The 19,314-nt window shown below is 69.8% G+C and carries 16 protein-coding genes; 2 read left to right on the top strand and 14 right to left on the bottom strand.

Going from position 1 to position 19,314, the window contains the following annotated elements; translation table 11 throughout:
* Positions 1 to 58 precede the first annotated feature (58 nt).
* On the top strand, positions 59 to 1,291 hold the full coding sequence (gene fahA, locus ACF089_RS32985; protein ID WP_392034877.1) for a fumarylacetoacetase: 1,233 nt from the start codon (positions 59 to 61) through the stop codon (positions 1,289 to 1,291).
* Positions 1,292 to 1,499: 208 nt separating this feature from the next.
* Here the strand turns inward: fahA and nuoN are convergent, their stop codons facing one another.
* Genes nuoN through ACF089_RS32915 form a run of 14 tightly spaced genes read right to left on the bottom strand, consistent with a single transcriptional unit; the run spans position 1,500 to position 17,516 of the window.
* A complete protein-coding gene (nuoN, locus tag ACF089_RS32980; protein WP_392034874.1) occupies positions 1,500 to 3,149 on the bottom strand; it encodes an NADH-quinone oxidoreductase subunit NuoN in 1,650 nt (549 codons plus the stop codon).
* The gene (locus ACF089_RS32975; RefSeq protein WP_392034872.1) at positions 3,146 to 4,717 is read right to left on the bottom strand and encodes an NADH-quinone oxidoreductase subunit M; all 1,572 of its coding nucleotides are present in this window, start codon (positions 4,715 to 4,717) and stop codon (positions 3,146 to 3,148) included. Before ACF089_RS32975 ends, nuoN begins: the two co-directional genes overlap by 4 nt.
* Before the next feature lie 5 nt (positions 4,718 to 4,722).
* Positions 4,723 to 6,618 carry an NADH-quinone oxidoreductase subunit L gene (gene nuoL, locus ACF089_RS32970; protein WP_392034870.1) on the bottom strand — a complete coding sequence of 632 codons (1,896 nt, stop codon included), beginning with the start codon at positions 6,616 to 6,618 and terminating at the stop codon, positions 4,723 to 4,725.
* An 11-nt stretch (positions 6,619 to 6,629) separates the two neighbouring features.
* Positions 6,630 to 6,929: an NADH-quinone oxidoreductase subunit NuoK gene (gene nuoK, locus ACF089_RS32965; RefSeq protein ID WP_392034867.1), complete on the bottom strand. Its 300-nt coding sequence runs from the start codon at positions 6,927 to 6,929 to the stop codon at positions 6,630 to 6,632.
* Positions 6,926 to 7,834, bottom strand: a complete 909-nt coding sequence (locus ACF089_RS32960) for an NADH-quinone oxidoreductase subunit J (protein ID WP_392034864.1) — start codon at positions 7,832 to 7,834, stop codon at positions 6,926 to 6,928. The genes nuoK and ACF089_RS32960 overlap by 4 nt, the downstream gene beginning before the upstream one ends.
* The gene (gene nuoI, locus ACF089_RS32955) at positions 7,831 to 8,418 is read right to left on the bottom strand and encodes an NADH-quinone oxidoreductase subunit NuoI (protein WP_392034861.1); all 588 of its coding nucleotides are present in this window, start codon (positions 8,416 to 8,418) and stop codon (positions 7,831 to 7,833) included. The genes ACF089_RS32960 and nuoI overlap by 4 nt, the downstream gene beginning before the upstream one ends.
* A complete protein-coding gene (gene nuoH / locus ACF089_RS32950) occupies positions 8,411 to 9,802 on the bottom strand; it encodes an NADH-quinone oxidoreductase subunit NuoH (RefSeq protein ID WP_392034858.1) in 1,392 nt (463 codons plus the stop codon). Before nuoH ends, nuoI begins: the two co-directional genes overlap by 8 nt.
* Positions 9,799 to 12,309: an NADH-quinone oxidoreductase subunit G gene (locus tag ACF089_RS32945; protein WP_392034855.1), complete on the bottom strand. Its 2,511-nt coding sequence runs from the start codon at positions 12,307 to 12,309 to the stop codon at positions 9,799 to 9,801. The genes nuoH and ACF089_RS32945 overlap by 4 nt, the downstream gene beginning before the upstream one ends.
* Positions 12,306 to 13,682: an NADH-quinone oxidoreductase subunit NuoF gene (gene nuoF, locus ACF089_RS32940; RefSeq protein WP_392034853.1), complete on the bottom strand. Its 1,377-nt coding sequence runs from the start codon at positions 13,680 to 13,682 to the stop codon at positions 12,306 to 12,308. The genes ACF089_RS32945 and nuoF overlap by 4 nt, the downstream gene beginning before the upstream one ends.
* Positions 13,682 to 14,533, bottom strand: coding sequence for an NADH-quinone oxidoreductase subunit NuoE (gene nuoE / locus ACF089_RS32935; RefSeq protein WP_392034850.1), 852 nt, complete (start codon positions 14,531 to 14,533; stop codon positions 13,682 to 13,684). Before nuoE ends, nuoF begins: the two co-directional genes overlap by 1 nt.
* On the bottom strand, positions 14,530 to 15,852 hold the full coding sequence (locus ACF089_RS32930; protein ID WP_392034847.1) for an NADH-quinone oxidoreductase subunit D: 1,323 nt from the start codon (positions 15,850 to 15,852) through the stop codon (positions 14,530 to 14,532). The genes nuoE and ACF089_RS32930 overlap by 4 nt, the downstream gene beginning before the upstream one ends.
* Entirely contained in the window at positions 15,852 to 16,592 is a 741-nt protein-coding gene (locus ACF089_RS32925) for an NADH-quinone oxidoreductase subunit C (RefSeq protein ID WP_392034844.1), read from the bottom strand. Before ACF089_RS32925 ends, ACF089_RS32930 begins: the two co-directional genes overlap by 1 nt.
* Positions 16,589 to 17,143: an NADH-quinone oxidoreductase subunit B family protein gene (locus ACF089_RS32920; RefSeq protein ID WP_344483305.1), complete on the bottom strand. Its 555-nt coding sequence runs from the start codon at positions 17,141 to 17,143 to the stop codon at positions 16,589 to 16,591. Before ACF089_RS32920 ends, ACF089_RS32925 begins: the two co-directional genes overlap by 4 nt.
* A 13-nt stretch (positions 17,144 to 17,156) precedes the next feature.
* Positions 17,157 to 17,516, bottom strand: coding sequence for an NADH-quinone oxidoreductase subunit A (locus ACF089_RS32915; protein WP_003956195.1), 360 nt, complete (start codon positions 17,514 to 17,516; stop codon positions 17,157 to 17,159).
* 884 nt (positions 17,517 to 18,400) lie between these two features.
* On the opposite strand from ACF089_RS32915, the gene ACF089_RS32910 reads away from it, so the two are divergent.
* Positions 18,401 to 19,294 (top strand): C40 family peptidase, encoded by an 894-nt coding sequence (locus ACF089_RS32910; protein ID WP_392034840.1) that lies wholly within the window; start codon positions 18,401 to 18,403, stop codon positions 19,292 to 19,294.
* Positions 19,295 to 19,314: the final 20 nt, after the last annotated feature.

The raw sequence follows: 19,314 nt of genomic DNA, 5'->3' as shown, positions 1-19,314 counted from the left end.
GGCGGGGGCGTCCCCCACGTAACGTGTCCCCACAACGTGGAAAGCGAGGCAGGCACCGATGTCCGAGCAGAGCCCGCTCGATCCGGCCGAGGGCGATCCCTTCGGCCCGCACAACCTCCCGTACGGCGTCTTCACCACGGCCGACGAGCCCGAGCGACCCCGAGTCGGCGTCCGCCTCGGGGACCATGTGCTCGACGCCGGCGCGGCCGCCCGCGCCCTCGGCTCCCCGTACGCCGCCGTGCTGGACCGGCCGAGCCTCCAGCCGCTGCTGGCGGCCGGGCGCACCGTCTGGCGCGATGTGCGGCGGGCGCTGACCGGCTGGGTGACCGTGCCCGCCCACCGGGCCGCCGTCGAGCCGCTGCTGCACCCGCTCGACACGGTCGCCATGCGGCTGCCGTACGAGGTCGCCGACTACGTCGACTTCTACGCGAGCGAGCACCACGCCACCAATGTGGGCCGCATCTTCCGCCCGGACGGCGAGGCGCTGACCCCGAACTGGAAGCATTTGCCCATCGGTTACCACGGGCGCTCCGGCACGGTCGTCGTCTCCGGCACCGACGTCGTACGCCCCCGGGGGCAGCGCAAGGCGCCCGCCGACCCCGCGCCGGTCTTCGGCCCGTCGGTGAAGCTCGACATCGAGGCGGAGGTCGGCTTCGTCGTCGGCGTCCCCTCCGGCCCCGGCGGCCCGGTGGCCCTCGGGGACTTCCGGGAGCATGTCTTCGGTCTCTCGCTCCTCAACGACTGGTCGGCGCGCGACCTCCAGGCCTGGGAGTACGTCCCGCTCGGACCGTTCCTCGGCAAGTCCTTCGCCACCTCGGTCTCGGCGTGGGTGACCCCGCTGGAGGCGCTGGAGGCGGCCAGGACCGCGCCGCCCGCGCGGGATGTGCCGGTGCTGCCGTATCTGGACGACTCCGCCGAGGAGGAGCGGGGCGGCTTCGACATCCGGATCACGGTGGCGGTGAACGGACATGTGGTCTCCGAGCCTCCCTTCGCGACGATGTACTGGACGGCCGCCCAGCAGCTGGCCCATATGACGGTGAACGGCGCGTCCCTGCGCACCGGCGATCTGTTCGGCTCCGGGACGGTCAGCGGGCCCGAGGTCCACCAGCGCGGCTCCCTGCTCGAACTGACCTGGAACGGGCGGGACCCGCTCGCGCTGCCCGAGGGCGCGCGGACCTTCCTGGCGGACGGCGATGTGGTGACGATGACGGCCTGGGCGCCGGGCCCGGACGGCGTACGGGTCGGTCTGGGCGAGGTCACGGGCCGGATCGCGCCCTCCCCCGCCGCCTGAGCGGCGCGTCCCCGGCGCGAGGGCCCGGCTCCTGGGGGAGCCGGGCCCTTCGCCGTGCACAGCCGGACGGCGCGACCGCCACGCGACCGGGCGGCCGGGACCGCCGCGCGCGTCCGGGCGGCCGGGACCGCCGCGCGCGTCCGGGCGGCCGGGACCGCCGCGCGCGTCCGGGCGGCCGGGACCGCCGTGCGCGTCCGGGCGGCGGTGACTACCGCGCGAACACCGACGCCTGGCCCGCCAGATCGAGGAAGTACTGGGGGGCGACGCCCAGCACCAGGGTCACCAGCACACCGACCCCGATGGCGGTGCTCGTCATCGCCGAGGGCACGGCGACCGTGGGCCCGTCGGGCTTGGGCTCGCTGAAGAACATCAGCACGATCACCCGGATGTAGAAGAAGGCGGCGATCGCGGAGGCGATGACGCCGACCACGACCAGCGCCCCGGCGCCGCCCTCGGCGGCGGCCTTGAAGACCGCGAACTTCCCCGAGAACCCGGAGGTGAGCGGGATCCCGGCGAAGGCCAGCAAGAACACCGCGAACACCGCCGCCACCAGGGGCGAGCGCCTGCCGAGCCCGGCCCACTTGGACAGGTGCGTCGCCTCGCCGCCCGCGTCCCGGACCAGGGTGACCACCGCGAACGCCCCGATGGTCACGAAGGAGTAGGCGCCCAGATAGAAGAGGACCGACGAGACGCCCTCCGGGGTGACCGCGATGACGCCCGCGAGGATGAACCCGGCGTGCGCGATGGACGAGTACGCCAGGAGCCGCTTGATGTCCGTCTGCGTGATCGCCACGATCGCGCCCGCCAGCATGGTGACGATCGCGATCGCCCACATCACCGGTCGCCAGTCCCAGCGCAGCCCCGGCAGCACCACATAGAGCAGCCGCAGCAGCGCGCCGAACGCGGCCACCTTGGTCGCCGCCGCCATGAAGCCGGTCACCGGGGTCGGCGCGCCCTGGTAGACGTCCGGGGTCCACATGTGGAACGGGACCGCGCCCACCTTGAAGAGCAGACCCATCAGGATCAGCGCGCCGCCGATGAGCAGCAGCGCGTCATTGCCCATGGTGTCGGCGAGCGCCGGGTCGATGGTGCGGACGCTGCCGTCCACCACCTCCGCGATCCGGGCGTAGGCCACCGAGCCCGCGTATCCGTAGAGCAGCGCGATGCCGAAGAGCATGAACGCCGAGGAGAACGCGCCCAGCAGGAAGTACTTCACCGCGGCCTCCTGCGACAGCAGCCGCTTGCGCCGGGCGAGCGCGCAGAGGAGGTAGAGCGGGAGGGAGAACACCTCCAGCGCGATGAAGAGCGTCAGCAGATCGTTGGCCGCGGGGAAGACCAGCATGCCGGCGATCGCGAAGAGCGCCAGCGGATAGACCTCGGTGGTCGTGAAGCCGGCCCTGACGGCCGCCTTCTCACTGTCGCTGCCGGGCACGGACGCGGCCTGGGCGACGAAGGAGTCGATGCGGGTCCCATGGGTCTCCGGATCGAGCCTGCGCTCGGCGAAGGTGAGCACGGCCACCACGGAGGCCAGCAGGATCGTGCCCTGGAGGAAGAGCGTCGGCCCGTCGATCGCGATCGCGCCCATCGCGGCGATGTTCGCCTTCGTGGTGCCGTAACCGGCCTGCGCGAGGGCGATGATGGAGGCGAAGGACGCGGCGAGCGCGATCACGGTCAGGGTGACCTGTGCCTGATAGCGCGCCTTGCGCGGGAGGAACGCCTCCAGCAGCAGGCCCAGGATCGCCGCGCCCACGACGATCAGGATCGGGGCCAGCTGGCCGTACTCGATGTCCGGGGCCTGGATCTTGTCGATCGGCTCGGCGGCGGTCGTCCACAGGCTGTGGACAGCGGTGGCGCTCACTTGGCCGCCTCCGTCTCGGGCCGGGGGTCCTTCTGCTGTACGTCGGACATCGTGTGCTCCACGGCCGGGTTGACGATCTCCGTCAGCGGCTTCGGGAAGACGCCGAGGAAGATCAGGAGCGCGATCAGCGGCGCGATCACCGCCAGCTCACGGGGCTTGAGATCGGGCATCGACTTGACCTCGGCCTTCACCGGGCCGGTCATGGTCCGCTGATAGAGGACGAGGGTGTAGAGGGCGGCCAGCACGATGCCGGAGGTCGCGATGATCCCGGCGACCGGATAGCGCGCGAAGGTGCCGACCAGGACCAGGAACTCGCTGACGAACGGCGCGAGCCCCGGCAGCGAGAGAGTGGCCAGTCCGCCGATGAGGAAGGTGCCCGCGAGCACCGGGGCGACCTTCTGCACTCCGCCGTAGTCCGCGATGAGCCGCGAGCCGCGCCGGGTGATCAGGAAGCCCGCCACCAGCATCAGCGCGGCGGTCGAGATCCCGTGGTTGACCATGTAGAGCGTCGCGCCCGACTGGCCCTGGGAGGTCATCGCGAAGATGCCGAGGACGATGAAGCCGAAGTGCGAGATCGAGGCATAGGCGATCAGCCGCTTGATGTCGCGCTGGCCGACCGCGAGCAGCGCCCCGTAGACGATGCTGATCAGCGCCAGGACCAGGATCACCGGGGTGGCCCACTTCGAGGCCTCCGGGAAGAGCTGGAGGCAGAAGCGCAGCATGGCGAAGGTGCCGACCTTGTCGACCACGGCGGTGATCAGCACCGCGACCGGCGCGGTGGCCTCGCCCATCGCGTTGGGCAGCCAGGTGTGCAGCGGCCACAGCGGGGCCTTGACGGCGAAGGCGAAGAAGAAGCCGAGGAACAGCAGCCGTTCGGTGTTGGTCGCCATGGTCAGCTCGCCGCCGGCCCGCGCCTCGGCGATCTCGGTGAGCGAGAAGCTCCCCGCGACCACGTAGAGACCGATGACGGCGGCCAGCATGATCAGTCCGCCGACCAGGTTGTAGAGCAGGAACTTGACCGCCGCGTACGACCGCTGGGCCGCCGCGTTCTGGTCGCTGCCCGCGTGGGCGCGGTCGCCGAAGCCGCCGATGAGGAAGTACATCGGGATCAGCATGGCTTCGAAGAGGATGTAGAAGAGGAAGACGTCGGTGGCCTCGAAGGAGAGGATCACCATCGCCTCGACCATCAGGATCAGGGCGAAGAAGCCCTGGGTCGGCCGCCACCGGCCGCTGCCGGTCTCCTGGGGCTCGGCGTCGTTCCAGCCGGCCAGGATCACGAAGGGGATCAGCAGGGCGGTCAGCGCGATCAGCGCGACCCCGATGCCGTCCACGCCCAGTTCGTAGCGGACGCCGAAGTCCGCGATCCAGGAGTGGGACTCGGTGAGCTGATAGCGGTCGCCGCCGGGGTCGAACCGGACGAAGACGACGGCGGCCAGCACCAGGGTGATCAGCGAGAAGACCAGCGCCAGCACTTTCGCGGCCGAGCGCCGTGCCGGGGGCACGGCGGCGGTGACGATCGCGCCGAGCGCCGGGACCACCGCCGTCGCCGTAAGGAGCGGGAAGGACATTGCGGTTACACCGCCCTCATCAGCAGGGTCGCGGCGATCAGGATCGCCGTACCTCCGAACATCGAGACGGCGTACGAGCGGGCGTAGCCGTTCTGCAGTTTGCGCATCCGGCCGGAGAGTCCGCCGACCGAGGCGGCCGTGCCGTTGACGACGCCGTCGACCAGGGTGTGGTCGACATAGACCAGGGAGCGGGTGAGGTGCTCGCCGCCGCGGACCAGGACGACGTGGTTGATGTCGTCCTGGTAGAGGTCGCGGCGGGCGGCCCGGGTGAGCAGCGAGCCGCGCGGCGCGGTGACCGGCACCGGCCGGCGTCCGTACATCAGCCAGGCGGCGGCGACGCCGATCAGCAGGACGACGACGGTGGCCCCGGTGACGGTGGCCGCGCTGATGGGCGGGTGCCCGTGGTCATAACCGGTGACGGGCTTCAGCCAGTTGAGGAAGCGGTCGCCGATGCCGAAGAAGCCTCCGGCGAAGACCGACCCGAAGGCCAGGACGATCATGGGGATCGTCATGCTCCGGGGGGACTCGTGCGGATGGGGCTCGTGACCCTCCGCGTCGGGCTGCCAGCGCTTCTCGCCGAAGAAGGTCATCAGCATCACCCGGGTCATGTAGAACGCGGTGATGGCCGCGCCCAGCAGGGTCACCCCGCCGAGGATCCAGCCCTCGGCGCCGCCCTTGGCGAAGGCGGACTCGATGATCATGTCCTTGGAGAAGAAGCCGGAGAGGCCGGGGAAGCCGATGATGGCGAGATAGCCGAGGCCGAAGGTGACGAAGGTGATGGGCATGTACGACCGCAGGCCGCCGTACTTGCGCATGTCGACCTCGTCGTTCATGCCGTGCATGACCGAACCGGCCCCCAGGAAGAGCCCGGCCTTGAAGAAGCCGTGCGTCACCAGGTGCATGATCGCGAAGACATAGCCGATGGGGCCGAGACCGGCCGCCAGGATCATGTAGCCGATCTGCGACATGGTCGAGCCGGCCAGCGCCTTCTTGATGTCGTCCTTGGCGCAACCGACGATCGCTCCGAAGAGCAGGGTGACCGCGCCGACCACCACGACCACCGTCTGCGCGTCCGGTGCGGCGTTGAAGATCGCTCCGGAGCGGACGATGAGATAGACGCCGGCGGTGACCATGGTGGCCGCGTGGATCAGGGCCGAGACCGGGGTCGGGCCCTCCATCGCGTCGCCGAGCCAGGACTGCAGCGGCACCTGGGCGGACTTGCCGCAGGCGGCCAGGAGCAGCATCAGACCGATCGCGGTGAGCGTGCCCTCGCCGGCCGCGTCGGCCGAGCCGAGGACCGGGCCGAAGGCGAAGGTGCCGAAGGTGGTGAACATCAGCATGATCGCGATCGACAGACCGATGTCGCCGACCCGGTTGACCAGGAAGGCCTTCTTCGCCGCCGTCGCCGCGCTCGGCTTGTGCTGCCAGAAGCCGATGAGGAGGTACGAGGCGAGGCCGACGCCCTCCCAGCCGAAGTACAGCAGCAGGTAGTTGTCGGCGAGGACGAGCAGCAGCATCGCCGCGAGGAACAGGTTCAGATAGCCGAAGAAGCGGCGGCGGCGCTCATCGTGCTCCATGTATCCGATGGAGTAGATGTGGATCAGGGTGCCGACACCGGTGATCAGCAGGACGAAGGTCATCGAAAGCTGGTCGAGATGGAAGGCGATGTCCGCCTGGAAGCCCTCCACGGGGATCCAGCTGAACAGCCGCTGGTGCAGGGCTCGGTCGTCCGCGGCCCTGCCGAGCATGTCGGCGAAGAGCACCGCGCCGACGAGGAAGGACGCGCCGGCGAGCGCGGTGCCCAGCCAGTGTCCCGTGCGGTCGAGCCGCCGCCCCCCGCACAGCAGCACCACCGCTCCGAGCAGGGGCGCGGCGACGAGCAGCGCAATCAGGTTCTCCACGATTCAGCCCCTCACAGCTTCATCAGGCTGGCGTCGTCGACCGAGGCCGAGTGGCGGGAACGGAACAGGGACACGATGATCGCGAGACCGACGACGACTTCCGCGGCGGCGACGACCATGGTGAAGAAGGCGATGATCTGGCCGTCCAGATTGCCGTGCATCCGGGAGAAGGCGACGAGCGTCAGATTGCAGGCGTTGAGCATCAGCTCGATGCACATGAACACGACGATCGCGTTCCGCCGGATCAGGACCCCGGCGGCGCCGATGGTGAACAGCAGCGCCGCGAGGTACAGGTAGTTGACCGGATTCACCGGGTGGCCTCCTCTTCGTCCCGGTCGCCGTCCCGGTCCCGGTCACGGTCGGCGGGATCCTCGGCGGAGCCGGCCGGGCCGCCGGAGCCGTGGCGTCCGAGCCGGTCCTCCGACCGCCGCTCCAGCGCCTTGAGATCGTCCAGCGCCTTGGCCGACACATCGCGGATCTGGCCGCGCTCCCGCAGGGTGCTGATGACGGTCAGCTCGGAGGGGGTGCCGTCGGGGAGCAGACCGGCGATGTCCACCGCGTTGTGCCGGGCGTAGACGCCGGGGGCGGGCAGCGGCGGGAGCTGCTTGCCCTCGCGGACGCGCTCCTCGGCCAGCTCCCGCTGGGTCTTGGCCCGCTCGGTGCGCTCCCGGTGGGTGAGCACCATCGCGCCGACGGCCGCCGTGATCAGCAGCGCGCCGGTGATCTCGAAGGCGAAGACGTACTTGGTGAAGATGAGGGCGGCGAGCCCCTCGACATTGCCGCCGTGGGCGGTGTTCGCCGCGCCGAGTCCGTTGAAGCTGTTCAGCGAGGCGTTGCCGATTCCGGCGATCAGCAGGACGCCGAAGCCGAGTCCGCAGAGGGCGGCGAGCCAGCGCTGCCCCTTGAGCGTCTCCGTCAGGGAGTCGGCGGCGGTGACGCCGACGAGCATGACGACGAAGAGGAAGAGCATCATGATCGCGCCGGTGTAGACGACGATCTGGACGACGCCGAGGAAGTACGCGCCGTTGGCGAGATAGAAGACCGCCAGGATGATCATGGTCCCGGCGAGGCAGAGGGCGCTGTGCACGGCCCGCCGCATCAGGATCGTACAGAGCGCGCCGATCACGGCGACGGTGCCGAGCACCCAGAACTGGACGGCCTCACCGGTCGACGTCGTGCTCGCCGCCAGGGTGTTCAGACCGCTGAGGCCGGTCATGCGTCCACCTCCTCGTCCTTCTCCTCCTTGGAGACGGCGGTCTGCTGGACGGTGCCGGGCGCGGCCTCGGTCACCAGGCCCCGGTAGTAGTCCGACTCGTCCATGCCGGGGTAGATCGCGTGCGGCGAGTCGACCATGGTCTCTTCCAGACCGGCGAGCAGCTGCTCCTTGGTGTAGATGAGGCTCTCGCGGGAGCTGTCGGCCAGCTCGAACTCATTGGTCATCGTCAGCGCGCGGGTGGGGCAGGCCTCGATGCAGAGTCCGCAGAGGATGCAGCGCGCGTAGTTGATCTGATAGACGCGGCCGTACCGCTCGCCCGGGGAGTACCGCTCCTCCTCGGTGTTGTCCGCGCCCTCCACATAGATGGCGTCGGCCGGGCAGGCCCAGGCGCACAGCTCGCACCCCACGCACTTCTCCAGCCCGTCCGGGTGACGGTTGAGCTGGTGCCGGCCGTGGAAGCGCGGCGCCGTGACCTTCTGCTGCTCCGGGTACTGCTCGGTCAGCCGCTTCTTGAACATGGCCTTGAAGGTCACGCCGAAGCCGGCGACCGGGTTCTGGAATGTGCTTTCCGATTCCTCAGACACCGTCAGCCTCCTTTCCGTCACGAGGGCCATCACTCACAGTGTCGGACCCGCCACTGACAATCAGCTCGCGCTCACGGCGCGGACGCCTGCGCGGCACGGGCGGCAGGGTCTGTCCGGGCAGCGGCGGCACCGGGAATCCGCCCGCCATCGGATCGAAGGCGACGGGGGGTTCCTCCGCCGCGCCGGCCGCCTGTTCCTTCTTGCCCCTGAACATGTCCGCGACGAAGGACAGCAGCAGTACGGCGATGACCGCGCCCCCGACGTAGAGCAGGATCTGCTGGAAGTCGTAGTTCTCGTTCCGCAGCGCGCGGACGGTCGCCACCAGCATCAGCCAGACCACCGAGACCGGGATGAGGACCTTCCAGCCGAGCTTCATCAGCTGGTCGTAGCGGACGCGGGGCAGCGTGCCGCGGAGCCAGATGAAGAAGAACAGCAGCAGCTGGACCTTGAGGACGAACCAGAGCATCGGCCACCAGCCCTGGTTCGCGCCCTCCCAGAAGGCGGAGACGGGGTACGGGGCGCGCCAGCCGCCGAGGAAGAGGGTGACCGCGACGGCGGAGACGGTGACCATGTTGACGTACTCCGCCAGCATGAACATCGCGAACTTGATCGAGCTGTACTCGGTGTTGAAGCCGCCGACCAGGTCGCCCTCGGACTCCGGCATGTCGAACGGGGCCCGGTTGGTCTCGCCGACCATGGTGATGATGTAGATGATGAAGGAGACCGGCAACAGGATGATGTACCAGCGGTCCGCCTGCGCCTCCACGATCGCGGAGGTCGACATCGATCCGGAGTAGAGGAAGACGGAGGCGAAGGCCGCGCCCATGGCGATCTCGTAGGAGATCATCTGCGCCGCCGAGCGCAATCCGCCGAGCAGGGGGTACGTCGATCCGGACGACCAGCCGGCGAGCACGAGGCCGTAGATGCCGACCGAGGCGACCGCGAGGACGTAGAGCATCGCGATCGGCAGATCGGTGAGCTGCATCGTGGTGCGGTGGCCGAAGATCGAGACCTGGTTGTCGGCCGGTCCGAAGGGGATGACGGCGATCGCCATGAAGGCCGGGATCGCGGCGATGATCGGGGCGAGGACGTAGACGACCTTGTCCGCGCGCTTGACGATCACATCCTCCTTGAGCATCAGCTTGATGCCGTCCGCGAGGGACTGGAGGAGGCCCCAGGGGCCGTGCCGGTTGGGGCCGATCCGCAGCTGCATCCAGGCGACGACCTTGCGCTCCCAGACGATCGAGAACAGCACGGTGACCATCAGGAAGGCGAAGCAGAACACGGCCTTGAGGGCGACGAGCCACCACGGGTCGCGGCCGAACAGCGAGAGGTCCTCGGCCGCGAGCAGCTGCACCTCGGCGAGTTGAGCCCCGGCGATCATGCGTGCACCTCCGGCGCCTGCGCCGTGTCGTCCTGCGCGGCGGCCGCTCCGATGCGGACCAGCTCGCCGGGGTGGGCCCCGGTGTCCGCCGTGACGCCGCCGCCCGCCGAGTTCATCGGCAGCCAGACGACCCGGTCGGGCATCTCGGTGATCCTCAGCGGCAGCCGTACCGTGCCGGAGGGGCCGGTGACGGCGAGTTCGCCGCCGTCCTCGACGCCGGTCTCGGCCGCCGTGGCGGCCGAGAGCCGGGCGACGGCCTCGTGGCGGGTGCCCGCGAGGGCCGTGTCGCCGCGCTGGAGCAGTCCCTGGTCGAGCAGGAGCCGGTGGCCGGCGAGGACCGCCTCGCCCTCGCCCGCGTGGGGCAGCGGCGACGCGGACTCCATCGGTCCGCCCGCGCGGGGCCCGCGCCAGGCGCCGAACCGGTCCAGCTCCCGGCGGACGGCGAGGAGGTCGGGCAGCCCGAAGGGGATGTCCATCTCGTCGGCGATCATGTGCAGGACGCGGGCGTCGCCCGGGGCGACCCTGCGGGTCATCTGCTCGGGCTTGAGCGCGGCCTCGAACATCCGCGCCCGGCCCTCCCAGTTGAGGAAGGCGCCCGGTTTCTCGGCGACGGCCGCGACCGGGAAGACGACGTCGGCCCGCTCGGTGACCTCGCTGGGCCGCAGCTCCAGGGAGACCAGGAAGCCGACCGCGTCCAGCGCCTCGCGGGCGCGGTCCGGGTCGGGCAGGTCGGCGATCTCGACGCCCGCGACCAGCAGGGCGGCCAGCTCTCCGGCGGCGGCCGCCTCGACGATCCGGGCGGTGTCCCGGCCGTGGCGCCGCGGGAGTTCCCGCAGCCGCCAGATCTCGGCTGTCTCCTCGCGGGCCCGCGGATCGGCGGCGGGCCGGCCGCCGGGCAGCAGCGAGGGGATCGCGCCCGCCTCGACCGCGCCGCGCTCCCCGGCCCGGCGCGGGATCCACACCAGCCGGGCGCCGGTGGCGGTCGCGGTCCTGACCGCGGCGGTGAGTCCGCCGGGGACGCCCGCGAGCCGTTCGCCGACCACGATGAGCGCGCCCTCGGTGCGCAGGGCGTCGGCGGCGGCCGTGCCGTCGCCGTCCAGTCCCACGGTGGAGCTGAGCGCGTCCAGCCACTCGGTCTCGGTGCCGGGCGCGGTGGGCAGCAGCACGCCGCCCGCCTTGGCCAGTCCGCGGGTGGTGTGGGTGGCGAGCGCGTAGGTGCGCTGTCCGCGCTGCCGGTGGGCCTTGCGGAGCCGGAGGAAGACTCCCGGGGCCTCCTCCTCCGCCTCGATGCCGACCAGGAGGACGGCCGGGGCCCGCTCCAGCTCGGCGTAGGTGACGCCGTCGCCCGCGAGGTCCCGCCCGCGGCCCGCGACCTCGGCGGCCAGGAAGTCGGCCTCCTCGGCGGAGTGGACCCGGGCGCGGAAGTCGACGTCGTTGGTGTCGAGGGCGACCCGGGCGAACTTGGCGTACGCGTAGGAGTCCTCGACGGTGAGCCGGCCGCCCGCGAGGACGCCGGCCCGGCCGCGCGCGGCGCTCAGTCCGGCGGCCGCCGCGGCGAGCGCCTCGGGCCAGCTCGCGGGCCGCAGTTCGCCGTCGGTGTCGCGGATCAGCGGGGTGGTCAGCCGGTCCCGCTGCTGGGCGTAGCGGAATCCGAACCGGCCCTTGTCGCAGATCCACTCCTCGTTGACCTCGGGGTCGTCGGCGGCGAGCCGTCGCATGACCTTGCCGCGCCGGTGGTCGGTGCGGGTGGCGCAGCCGCCGGAGCAGTGCTCGCAGACGCTGGGCGAGGAGACGAGGTCGAAGGGGCGGGAGCGGAAGCGGTACGCCGCCGAGGTCAGCGCGCCCACCGGGCAGATCTGGATGGTGTTTCCGGAGAAGTACGACTCGAAGGGGTCGCCCTCGCCGGTGCCGACCTGCTGGAGCGCGCCCCGCTCGATCAGTTCGATCATCGGGTCGCCGGCGATCTGGTTGGAGAAGCGGGTGCAGCGGGCGCACAGGACGCATCGCTCGCGGTCGAGCAGCACCTGGGTGGAGATCGGCACCGGCTTCTCGTAGGTGCGCTTCCTGCCGTCGAAGCGGGAGTCGGTGTCGCCGTGGGACATCGCCTGGTTCTGGAGCGGGCACTCGCCGCCCTTGTCGCAGACGGGGCAGTCGAGCGGATGGTTGATCAGCAGCAGCTCCATCACGCCCTTCTGCGCCTTCTCGGCGACGGGCGAGCTGAGCTGCGACTTGACGACCATGCCGTCGGTGCAGGTGATGGTGCAGGAGGCCATCGGCTTGCGCTGGCCCTCGACCTCGACGATGCACTGCCGGCAGGCTCCGGCGGGATCGAGGAGGGGGTGGTCGCAGAACCGGGGGATCTCGATGCCGAGGAGTTCGGCGGCGCGGATGACGAGGGTCCCCTTGGGGACGCTGATCTCGGCGCCGTCGATGGTCAGTGTGACGAGGTCCTCGGGCGGCACCGCCGCCTCCCCGCCCCCGGAGGGAGCGCTCGTGGTCACAGTCATGCGTTCACCTCCGTGCGGTGATCGGCCCAAGCGGTGGACTTGGCCGGGTCGAAGGGGCAGCCGGCGCCGGTGATGTGCTCCTCGTACTCCGCGCGGAAGTACTTCAGCGAGGAGAAGATCGGGGACGCGGCGCCGTCGCCGAGGGCGCAGAACGACTTGCCGTTGATGTTGTCGGCGATGTCGTTGAGCTTGTCGAGGTCGGACAGGACGCCCTGGCCGGCCTCGATGTCGCGGAGCAGCTGGACCAGCCAGTACGTGCCCTCGCGGCAGGGCGTGCACTTGCCGCAGGACTCGTGGGCGTAGAACTCGGTCCAGCGGGTGACGGCCCGCACCACGCAGGTCGTCTCGTCGAAGCACTGGAGCGCCTTGGTGCCGAGCATGGAGCCGGCCGCTCCGACGCCCTCGTAGTCGAGGGGCACGTCGAGGTGCTCCTCGGTGAGCAGCGGGGTGGAGGAGCCGCCCGGGGTCCAGAACTTGAGCCGGTGGCCGGGGCGCATGCCGCCGCTCATGTCGAGGAGCTGGCGGAGGGTGATCCCGAGCGGGGCCTCGTACTGGCCGGGGCCGGAGACATGGCCGCTGAGGGAGTAGAGCGTGAAGCCGGGGGACTTCTCGCTCCCCATGGATTTGAACCAGTCTTTTCCGCGCTGGAGGATCGCGGGAACCGAGGCGATGGATTCGACGTTGTTCACCACAGTGGGGCACGCGTACAGACCGGCGACCGCGGGGAAGGGCGGTCGCAGCCGGGGCTGGCCGCGCCGTCCTTCGAGCGAGTCCAGCAGCGCGGTCTCCTCACCACAGATGTACGCGCCCGCGCCCGCGTGCACGGTGATGTCGAGGTCGAGTCCGCTGCCGAGGACGTCCTTGCCGAGGTAGCCCGCCTCGTACGCCTCGCGTACGGCTTCGTGGAGCCGTCGCAGTACGGGGACGACCTCGCCGCGGAGGTAGATGAAGGCGTGGTTCGAGCGGATCGCGTAGCAGGCGATGATCATCCCCTCGATGAGGGAATGCGGGTTGGCGAAGAGGAGCGGGATGTCCTTGCAGGTCCCGGGCTCCGACTCGTCGGCGTTGACGACAAGATAGTGCGGCTTGCCGTCGCCCTGCGGGATGAACTGCCATTTCATCCCGGTGGGGAAGCCCGCGCCGCCCCGGCCGCGCAGACCGGAGTCCTTGACGTAGGCGATCAGGTCGTCCGGGGCCATGGCGAGGGCCTTGCGCAGACCCTGGTAGCCCTCGTGCCGCTGATAGGTCTTCAGCGTCCAGGACTCCTCCTCGTCCCAGAACGCGGAGAGGACCGGTGCGAGCAGTTTCTCCGGGCCGCTCTCCCCGCCGGATCCGGGCCGGGCTGCGCCTCCGTATTCGGTGGACACGGCCATCACTCCCCCTCCTCGGTGACCGGCCCCGACGGGTGACTGGGGTCGGATTCCGATGTCGGCTGCGGTGCGTCGTGGGAACTGAGGTGCCGGGAGCCCGGCTGCGGCGCGTCCTCGGGGGCCTCGCCGCGGGGGGAGACCACCCGGGCGGGGGCGGACTCGCCCTTGGCCAGGCGGAGTCCGATCAGCGAGGCGGGGCCCGCGCCGCCGGTGGCCGCGACGGCGCCGGGGCGCTCGTCGGGGAAGCCGGCGAGGATCCTCGCCGTCTCCTTGTAGGTGCACAGCGGAGCGCCGCGGGTGGGCTCGACGGGGCGGCCGGCGCGCAGGTCGTCGACGAGCCTGCGGGCGCTGCCGGGTGTCTGGTTGTCGAAGAACTCCCAGTTCACCATCACCACGGGGGCGAAGTCGCAGGCCGCGTTGCACTCGATGTGCTCCAGCGTGACCTTGCCGTCCTCGGTGGTCTCGTTGTTGCCGACCCCGAGGTGCTCCTTCAGCTCCTCGAAGATGGCGTCGCCGCCCATGACCGCGCAGAGCGTGTTGGTGCAGACGCCGACCTGGTAGTCGCCGGAGGGTTTGCGCCGGTACATGGAGTAGAAGGTGGCGACCGCGGTGACCTCGGCGGTGGTGAGTTCCAGGGTCTCCGCGCAGAAGCGCATGCCGGTGCGGGAGACGAAGCCCTCCTCCGACTGGACCAGATGCAGCAGCGGGAGGAGCGCGGAGCGGGAGTCGGGATAGCGGGAGACGATCTCCTTGGCGTCCGTCTCCAGCCTGGCGCGTACGTCGGCCGGGTAGTCGGGGGCGGGGAGCTGCGGCATCCCCAGCTGTACGTCCTGGTTGGACGAGTGCGCCGTCATCGGTCGACGCCTCCCATCACGGGGTCGATGGAGGCGACGGCGACGATGACGTCGGCGACCTGGCCGCCTTCGCACATCGCGGCCATGGCCTGGAGGTTGGTGAAGGACGGGTCGCGGAAGTGGACCCGGAAGGGGCGGGTCCCGCCGTCGGAGACGATGTGCGCGCCCAGTTCGCCCTTGGGCGACTCGACGGCCGCGTAGACCTGTCCCGGGGGGACTCGGAAGCCCTCGGTGACCAGTTTGAAGTGGTGGATGAGGGCCTCCATGGAGGTGCCCATGATCTTCTTGATGTGGTCGAGGGAGTTGCCGAGGCCGTCCGGTCCGAGCGCGAGCTGCGCGGGCCAGGCGATCTTCTTGTCGGCGACCATGACCGGTCCGGGCTCCAGCCGGTCGACGCACTGCTCGATGATCCGGAGCGACTGCCGCATCTCCTCCAGCCGGATGAGGAAGCGGCCGTAGGAGTCGCAGGTGTCCGCGGTCGGGACGTCGAAGTCGTAGGTCTCGTAGCCGCAGTACGGGTCGGTCTTGCGCAGGTCGTGGGCGAGTCCGGCGGAGCGCAGGACGGGTCCGGTGGCTCCGAGGGCCATGCAGCCGGTGAGGTCGAGATAGCCGATGTCCTGCATACGGGCCTTGAAGATGGGGTTGCCGGTGGCGAGTTTGTCGTATTCCGGCAGGTTCTTCTTCATGGTCTTCACGAAGTCGCGGAGCCGGTCCACGGTGCCCGGGGGCAGGTCCTGGGAGAGCCCGCCGGGCCGGATGTACGCGTGGTTCATCCGCAGACCGGTGATCAGTTCATAGAGGTCCAGGATGAGTTCGCGGTCCCGGAAGCCGTAGATCATGATCGTGGTGGCGCCGAGTTCCATCCCGCCGGTGGCGATGCAGACCAGATGGGAGGAGAGCCGGTTCAGCTCCATCAGCAGCACGCGGATGACGGTCGCCCGGTCGGGGATCTGGTCCTCGATGCCGAGGAGCCGTTCCACGCCGAGGCAGTAGGCGGCCTCGTTGAAGAAGGGCGTCAGATAGTCCATGCGCGTGACGAAGGTGGTGCCCTGCGTCCAGGTGCGGTATTCGAGGTTCTTCTCGATGCCGGTGTGCAGATAGCCGATGCCGCAGCGGGCCTCGGTGACGGTCTCGCCGTCGATCTCCAGGATCAGCCGGAGCACGCCGTGGGTGGAGGGGTGCTGGGGACCCATGTTGACGACGATGCGCTCGTCGTCGGTCTTGGCCGCGGCCTGGACGACTTCGTCCCAGTCGCCACCGGTCACCGTGTATACGGGACCTTCGGTGGTTTCGCGCGCGGGTGCGTGGGATGTGGTCATCAGCTGTACGACCTCCGCTGGTCCGGAGCCGGGATCTGGGCGCCCTTGTACTCGACGGGGATGCCGCCGAGCGGATAGTCCTTGCGCTGCGGGAAGCCCTGCCAGTCGTCCGGCATCATGATCCGGGTGAGGGCGGGGTGGCCGTCGAAGACCAGGCCGAAGAAGTCGTAGGTCTCGCGCTCGTGCCAGTCGTTGGTCGGGTAGACGGCGACCAGCGAGGGGATGTGCGGGTCGCTGTCCGGCGCCGAGACCTCGACGCGGATCAGCCGCCCGTGGGTGAGCGAGCGCAGGTGGTAGACGGCGTGGAGTTCGCGGCCCTTGTCCTGCGGATAGTGGACGCCGCTGACGCCGGTGCAGAGTTCGAAGCGCAGGGCGGGGTCGTCGCGCAGGGTCCGGGCGACCTGGAGCAGGTGCTCGCGCTCGATGTGGAAGGTCAGCTCGTCGCGGTCGACGACCGTCTTCTCGATGGCGTGCTCGGGGACGAGCCCCTGCTCCTCGAGTGCGCCCTCCAGTTCGTCGGCGACCTCGTCGAAGTAGCCGCCGTAGGGGCGGTTCGCCGCGCCGGGCAGCCGGACCGAGCGGACGAGCCCTCCGTAGCCGGAGGTGTCGCCGCCGTTGCCCGCGCCGAACATGCCGCGCTGGACGCGGATCTCCTCGCCGTGGTCGCCGCGCTGCCCGGGGAGGTTCTGCTCGCTCAGCTCCTTCTCCGGGTTCGGCCGGTCCTGTGGCTGGTCGCTCATCGCAGCAGCCCCTTCATCTCGATCAGCGGGAGCGCCTTGAGCGCCGCTTCCTCCGCCTCGCGGGCCGCTTCCTCCGCGTTGACGCCGAGCTTGGAGGACTGGATCTTCTGGTGGAGCTTGAGGATCGCGTCCAGCAGCATTTCGGGGCGCGGCGGGCAGCCGGGCAGATAGATGTCGACGGGGACGATGTGGTCGACGCCCTGGACGATCGCGTAGTTGTTGAACATGCCGCCCGACGACGCGCAGACGCCCATCGAGATGACCCACTTGGGGCTGGGCATCTGGTCGTAGACCTGTCGCAGCACGGGGGCCATCTTCTGGCTCACCCGGCCCGCCACGATCATCAGATCGGCCTGGCGCGGCGAGCCGCGGAAGACCTCCATGCCGAAGCGGGCGAGGTCGTAACGGCCCGCGCCGGTGGTCATCATCTCGATGGCGCAGCACGCCAGTCCGAATGTGGCCGGGAAGACGGACGACTTGCGCACCCAGCCCGCGGCCTGCTCGACCGTGGTGAGCAGAAATCCGCTCGGAAGCTTCTCTTCGAGTCCCATGGCAGCTCAGCCCCTAGTCCCATTCCAGCCCGCCGCGCCGCCAGACATAGGCGTAGGCGACGAAGACGGTGAGCACGAAGAGCAGCATCTCCACGAGCCCGAAAAGCCCGAGGGCGTCGAAGCTGACCGCCCAGGGGTAAAGGAAGACGATCTCGATGTCGAAGACGATGAAGAGCATCGCCGTCAGGTAGTACTTGATGGGAAAGCGGCCGCCGCCGGCGGGCGTCGGAGTGGGTTCGATACCGCACTCGTACGCTTCCAGCTTTGCCCGGTTGTACCGTTTGGGGCCGATCAGCGTGGCCATGACCACGGAGAAGATCGCAAACCCTGCCCCGAGGGCGCCGAGTACAAGGATGGGCGCGTAAGCATTCACCCTCCTCGCTCCTTCCAGTCGTCCTTGACCGAGTGGACCGCACCGGGCGTCTACCGCGCCGCCTCGAAGATCGTGTTCATGTGAGGCAGTTCACAAGCCCGACTGCCCCGCATCCTATGCCTGCCGGTCTGTGATCTGCGACACGGGGTCGGTAACCACTCTTGTGATCTCCACCACCCGGCGAAGGATCATGAAGGCGGATGAGAGGTGATCTTCATACGTGAAGCGTGCACATGGTTACCAGAAGTGACATCTCTCGGTGTTTTGGCTGGTGGAGAGGGTTTGCCACTATCAAGCGGATGGCTGCTGAAGCAAATTGGCGATGGTTGGACATGGATGGTAGTAAGCCTTGCCTCACCTGACTCCGGGGTCCGCGAAGGGCTCGGAGCACCCCCTCGCGGGCGACGGAAACGCTCCGGCGCGACCGCTCGGGAAGAGGTCCGCGTGCATACGTTCACGATCTTCGGGCGACCCTCCGGTGACTCCCGCGACACGGTCCGCCACCCACCGGGATCGCCCGGGTCCGGGCGGCCGGACCCGGGCGGCCGCGAGCACCCCCGCCGACTCCGGGCGATCGGCGCTCAATCGGTAGCCGTCCGGACACAAGCCGTCATCGGCGGCGAAACCGGCAATGTGAGCTGCGCCACTGCACCATCCCGCCAGGGAAGACGGGCTTGGCCATCGACCTGAGGCGGTGGTAGGTCAAAGGCAATTCGGACCTTTTCCTAAAAGACCGTGATCACGACCATGATCACTACTGTCCGAATTGCCCGTTAGGGCGTCAATAAAGCCCCGCAGAAAGCGGATTGATAAGTTCCGGTCGTAACTGTGGCGCAACACACGTTTCTTGTCGGGAACCGGGTATGGCTGATAGCGGTTGTCCCATGTCCCACACCGCTCACATACCCAGCCACCGGAAGCCCCGGCGCCGCAGTGCCTCCGCCATGGCGCTCCGAGCCGGAGTTGCCGGTGGCGTTCTCAGCACCATCGCAGTGGCCGGAGCCGCCGGAACGGCGAACGCCGAGCCGGTGACCGAGACCATCGAGATGCCGACGTTCACCCCCGCCGGTCTCTCCCAGGCGGTCGCCCAGTCCGCCCAGACCCAGCAGCAGGCCGCGTTCGACCTGGAGTTCCAGGCCCAGGAGGACGCCGCCGCCAAGAAGGCCTCGCAGACCGCGAAGACGGCGAAGGCCGAAGCGGTGCGCAAGGCCGAGGCCGAGAAGAAGGCCGAGGAGAAGCGCGAGCGGGAGGCCGCGGCCGCCGCCGCCGCGGAGGCCGAGAAGCAGGAGCGCGCCTCGCGCACCGCCGAGCGGACCACGCTCGCCTCGGCCCCGGCGGCCGGCTCCTCCACCGCCGACAAGGCGTCCACCGGAGGCTCTTCCAGCGCGAGCACCCCCGCGCCGTCCTCGACCGGCAACGCCTCCGGCAACGTGGGAACGGTCATCGCGTTCCTCAAGGCCCAGGTCGGCGACGCCTATGTGATGGGCGCCACCGGGCCCAACTCGTGGGACTGCTCCAGCCTCGTCCAGGCGGCGTTCCGTCAGGTCAACATCGACCTCCCGCGCGTCTCGCAGGACCAGTCGACCGCGGGCACCCAGGTCGGCACCTCCAACCTCCAGGTGGGCGACATCCTGTACTGGGGCGCCGCGGGCAGCGCGTACCACACGGGCGTCTACATCGGCAACGGCCAGTACCTGGACGCGGCCAACCCGGAGAAGGGCGTCGTCATCCAGGATCTGTCGGGCTACCCGGCGACGGGAGCGGTGCGCGTCCTCTGACGTGTGACGCACAGCCGGCC

The organism is Streptomyces sp. NPDC014894, assembly GCF_043080985.1.
Taxonomy (GTDB): domain Bacteria; phylum Actinomycetota; class Actinomycetes; order Streptomycetales; family Streptomycetaceae; genus Streptomyces.
This window is presented reverse-complemented; position numbering and strand designations above follow the sequence as displayed.

Bases quoted from the DNA above. Each gene is read 5' to 3' on its own strand.
- ACF089_RS32930 (WP_392034847.1), bottom strand. From the start codon at position 15,852: ATGACCACATCCCACGCACCCGCGCGCGAAACCACCGAAGGTCCCGTA.
- nuoH (WP_392034858.1), bottom strand. From the start codon at position 9,802: ATGATCGCCGGGGCTCAACTCGCCGAGGTGCAGCTGCTCGCGGCCGAG.
- ACF089_RS32960 (WP_392034864.1), bottom strand. From the start codon at position 7,834: ATGACCGGCCTCAGCGGTCTGAACACCCTGGCGGCGAGCACGACGTCG.
- nuoF (WP_392034853.1), bottom strand. From the start codon at position 13,682: ATGGCCGTGTCCACCGAATACGGAGGCGCAGCCCGGCCCGGATCCGGC.
- ACF089_RS32945 (WP_392034855.1), bottom strand. From the start codon at position 12,309: ATGACTGTGACCACGAGCGCTCCCTCCGGGGGCGGGGAGGCGGCGGTG.
- fahA (WP_392034877.1), top strand. From the start codon at position 59: ATGTCCGAGCAGAGCCCGCTCGATCCGGCCGAGGGCGATCCCTTCGGC.
- ACF089_RS32925 (WP_392034844.1), bottom strand. From the start codon at position 16,592: ATGAGCGACCAGCCACAGGACCGGCCGAACCCGGAGAAGGAGCTGAGC.
- ACF089_RS32920 (WP_344483305.1), bottom strand. From the start codon at position 17,143: ATGGGACTCGAAGAGAAGCTTCCGAGCGGATTTCTGCTCACCACGGTC.
- nuoE (WP_392034850.1), bottom strand. From the start codon at position 14,533: ATGACGGCGCACTCGTCCAACCAGGACGTACAGCTGGGGATGCCGCAG.
- ACF089_RS32975 (WP_392034872.1), bottom strand. From the start codon at position 4,717: ATGTCCTTCCCGCTCCTTACGGCGACGGCGGTGGTCCCGGCGCTCGGC.
- ACF089_RS32910 (WP_392034840.1), top strand. From the start codon at position 18,401: ATGTCCCACACCGCTCACATACCCAGCCACCGGAAGCCCCGGCGCCGC.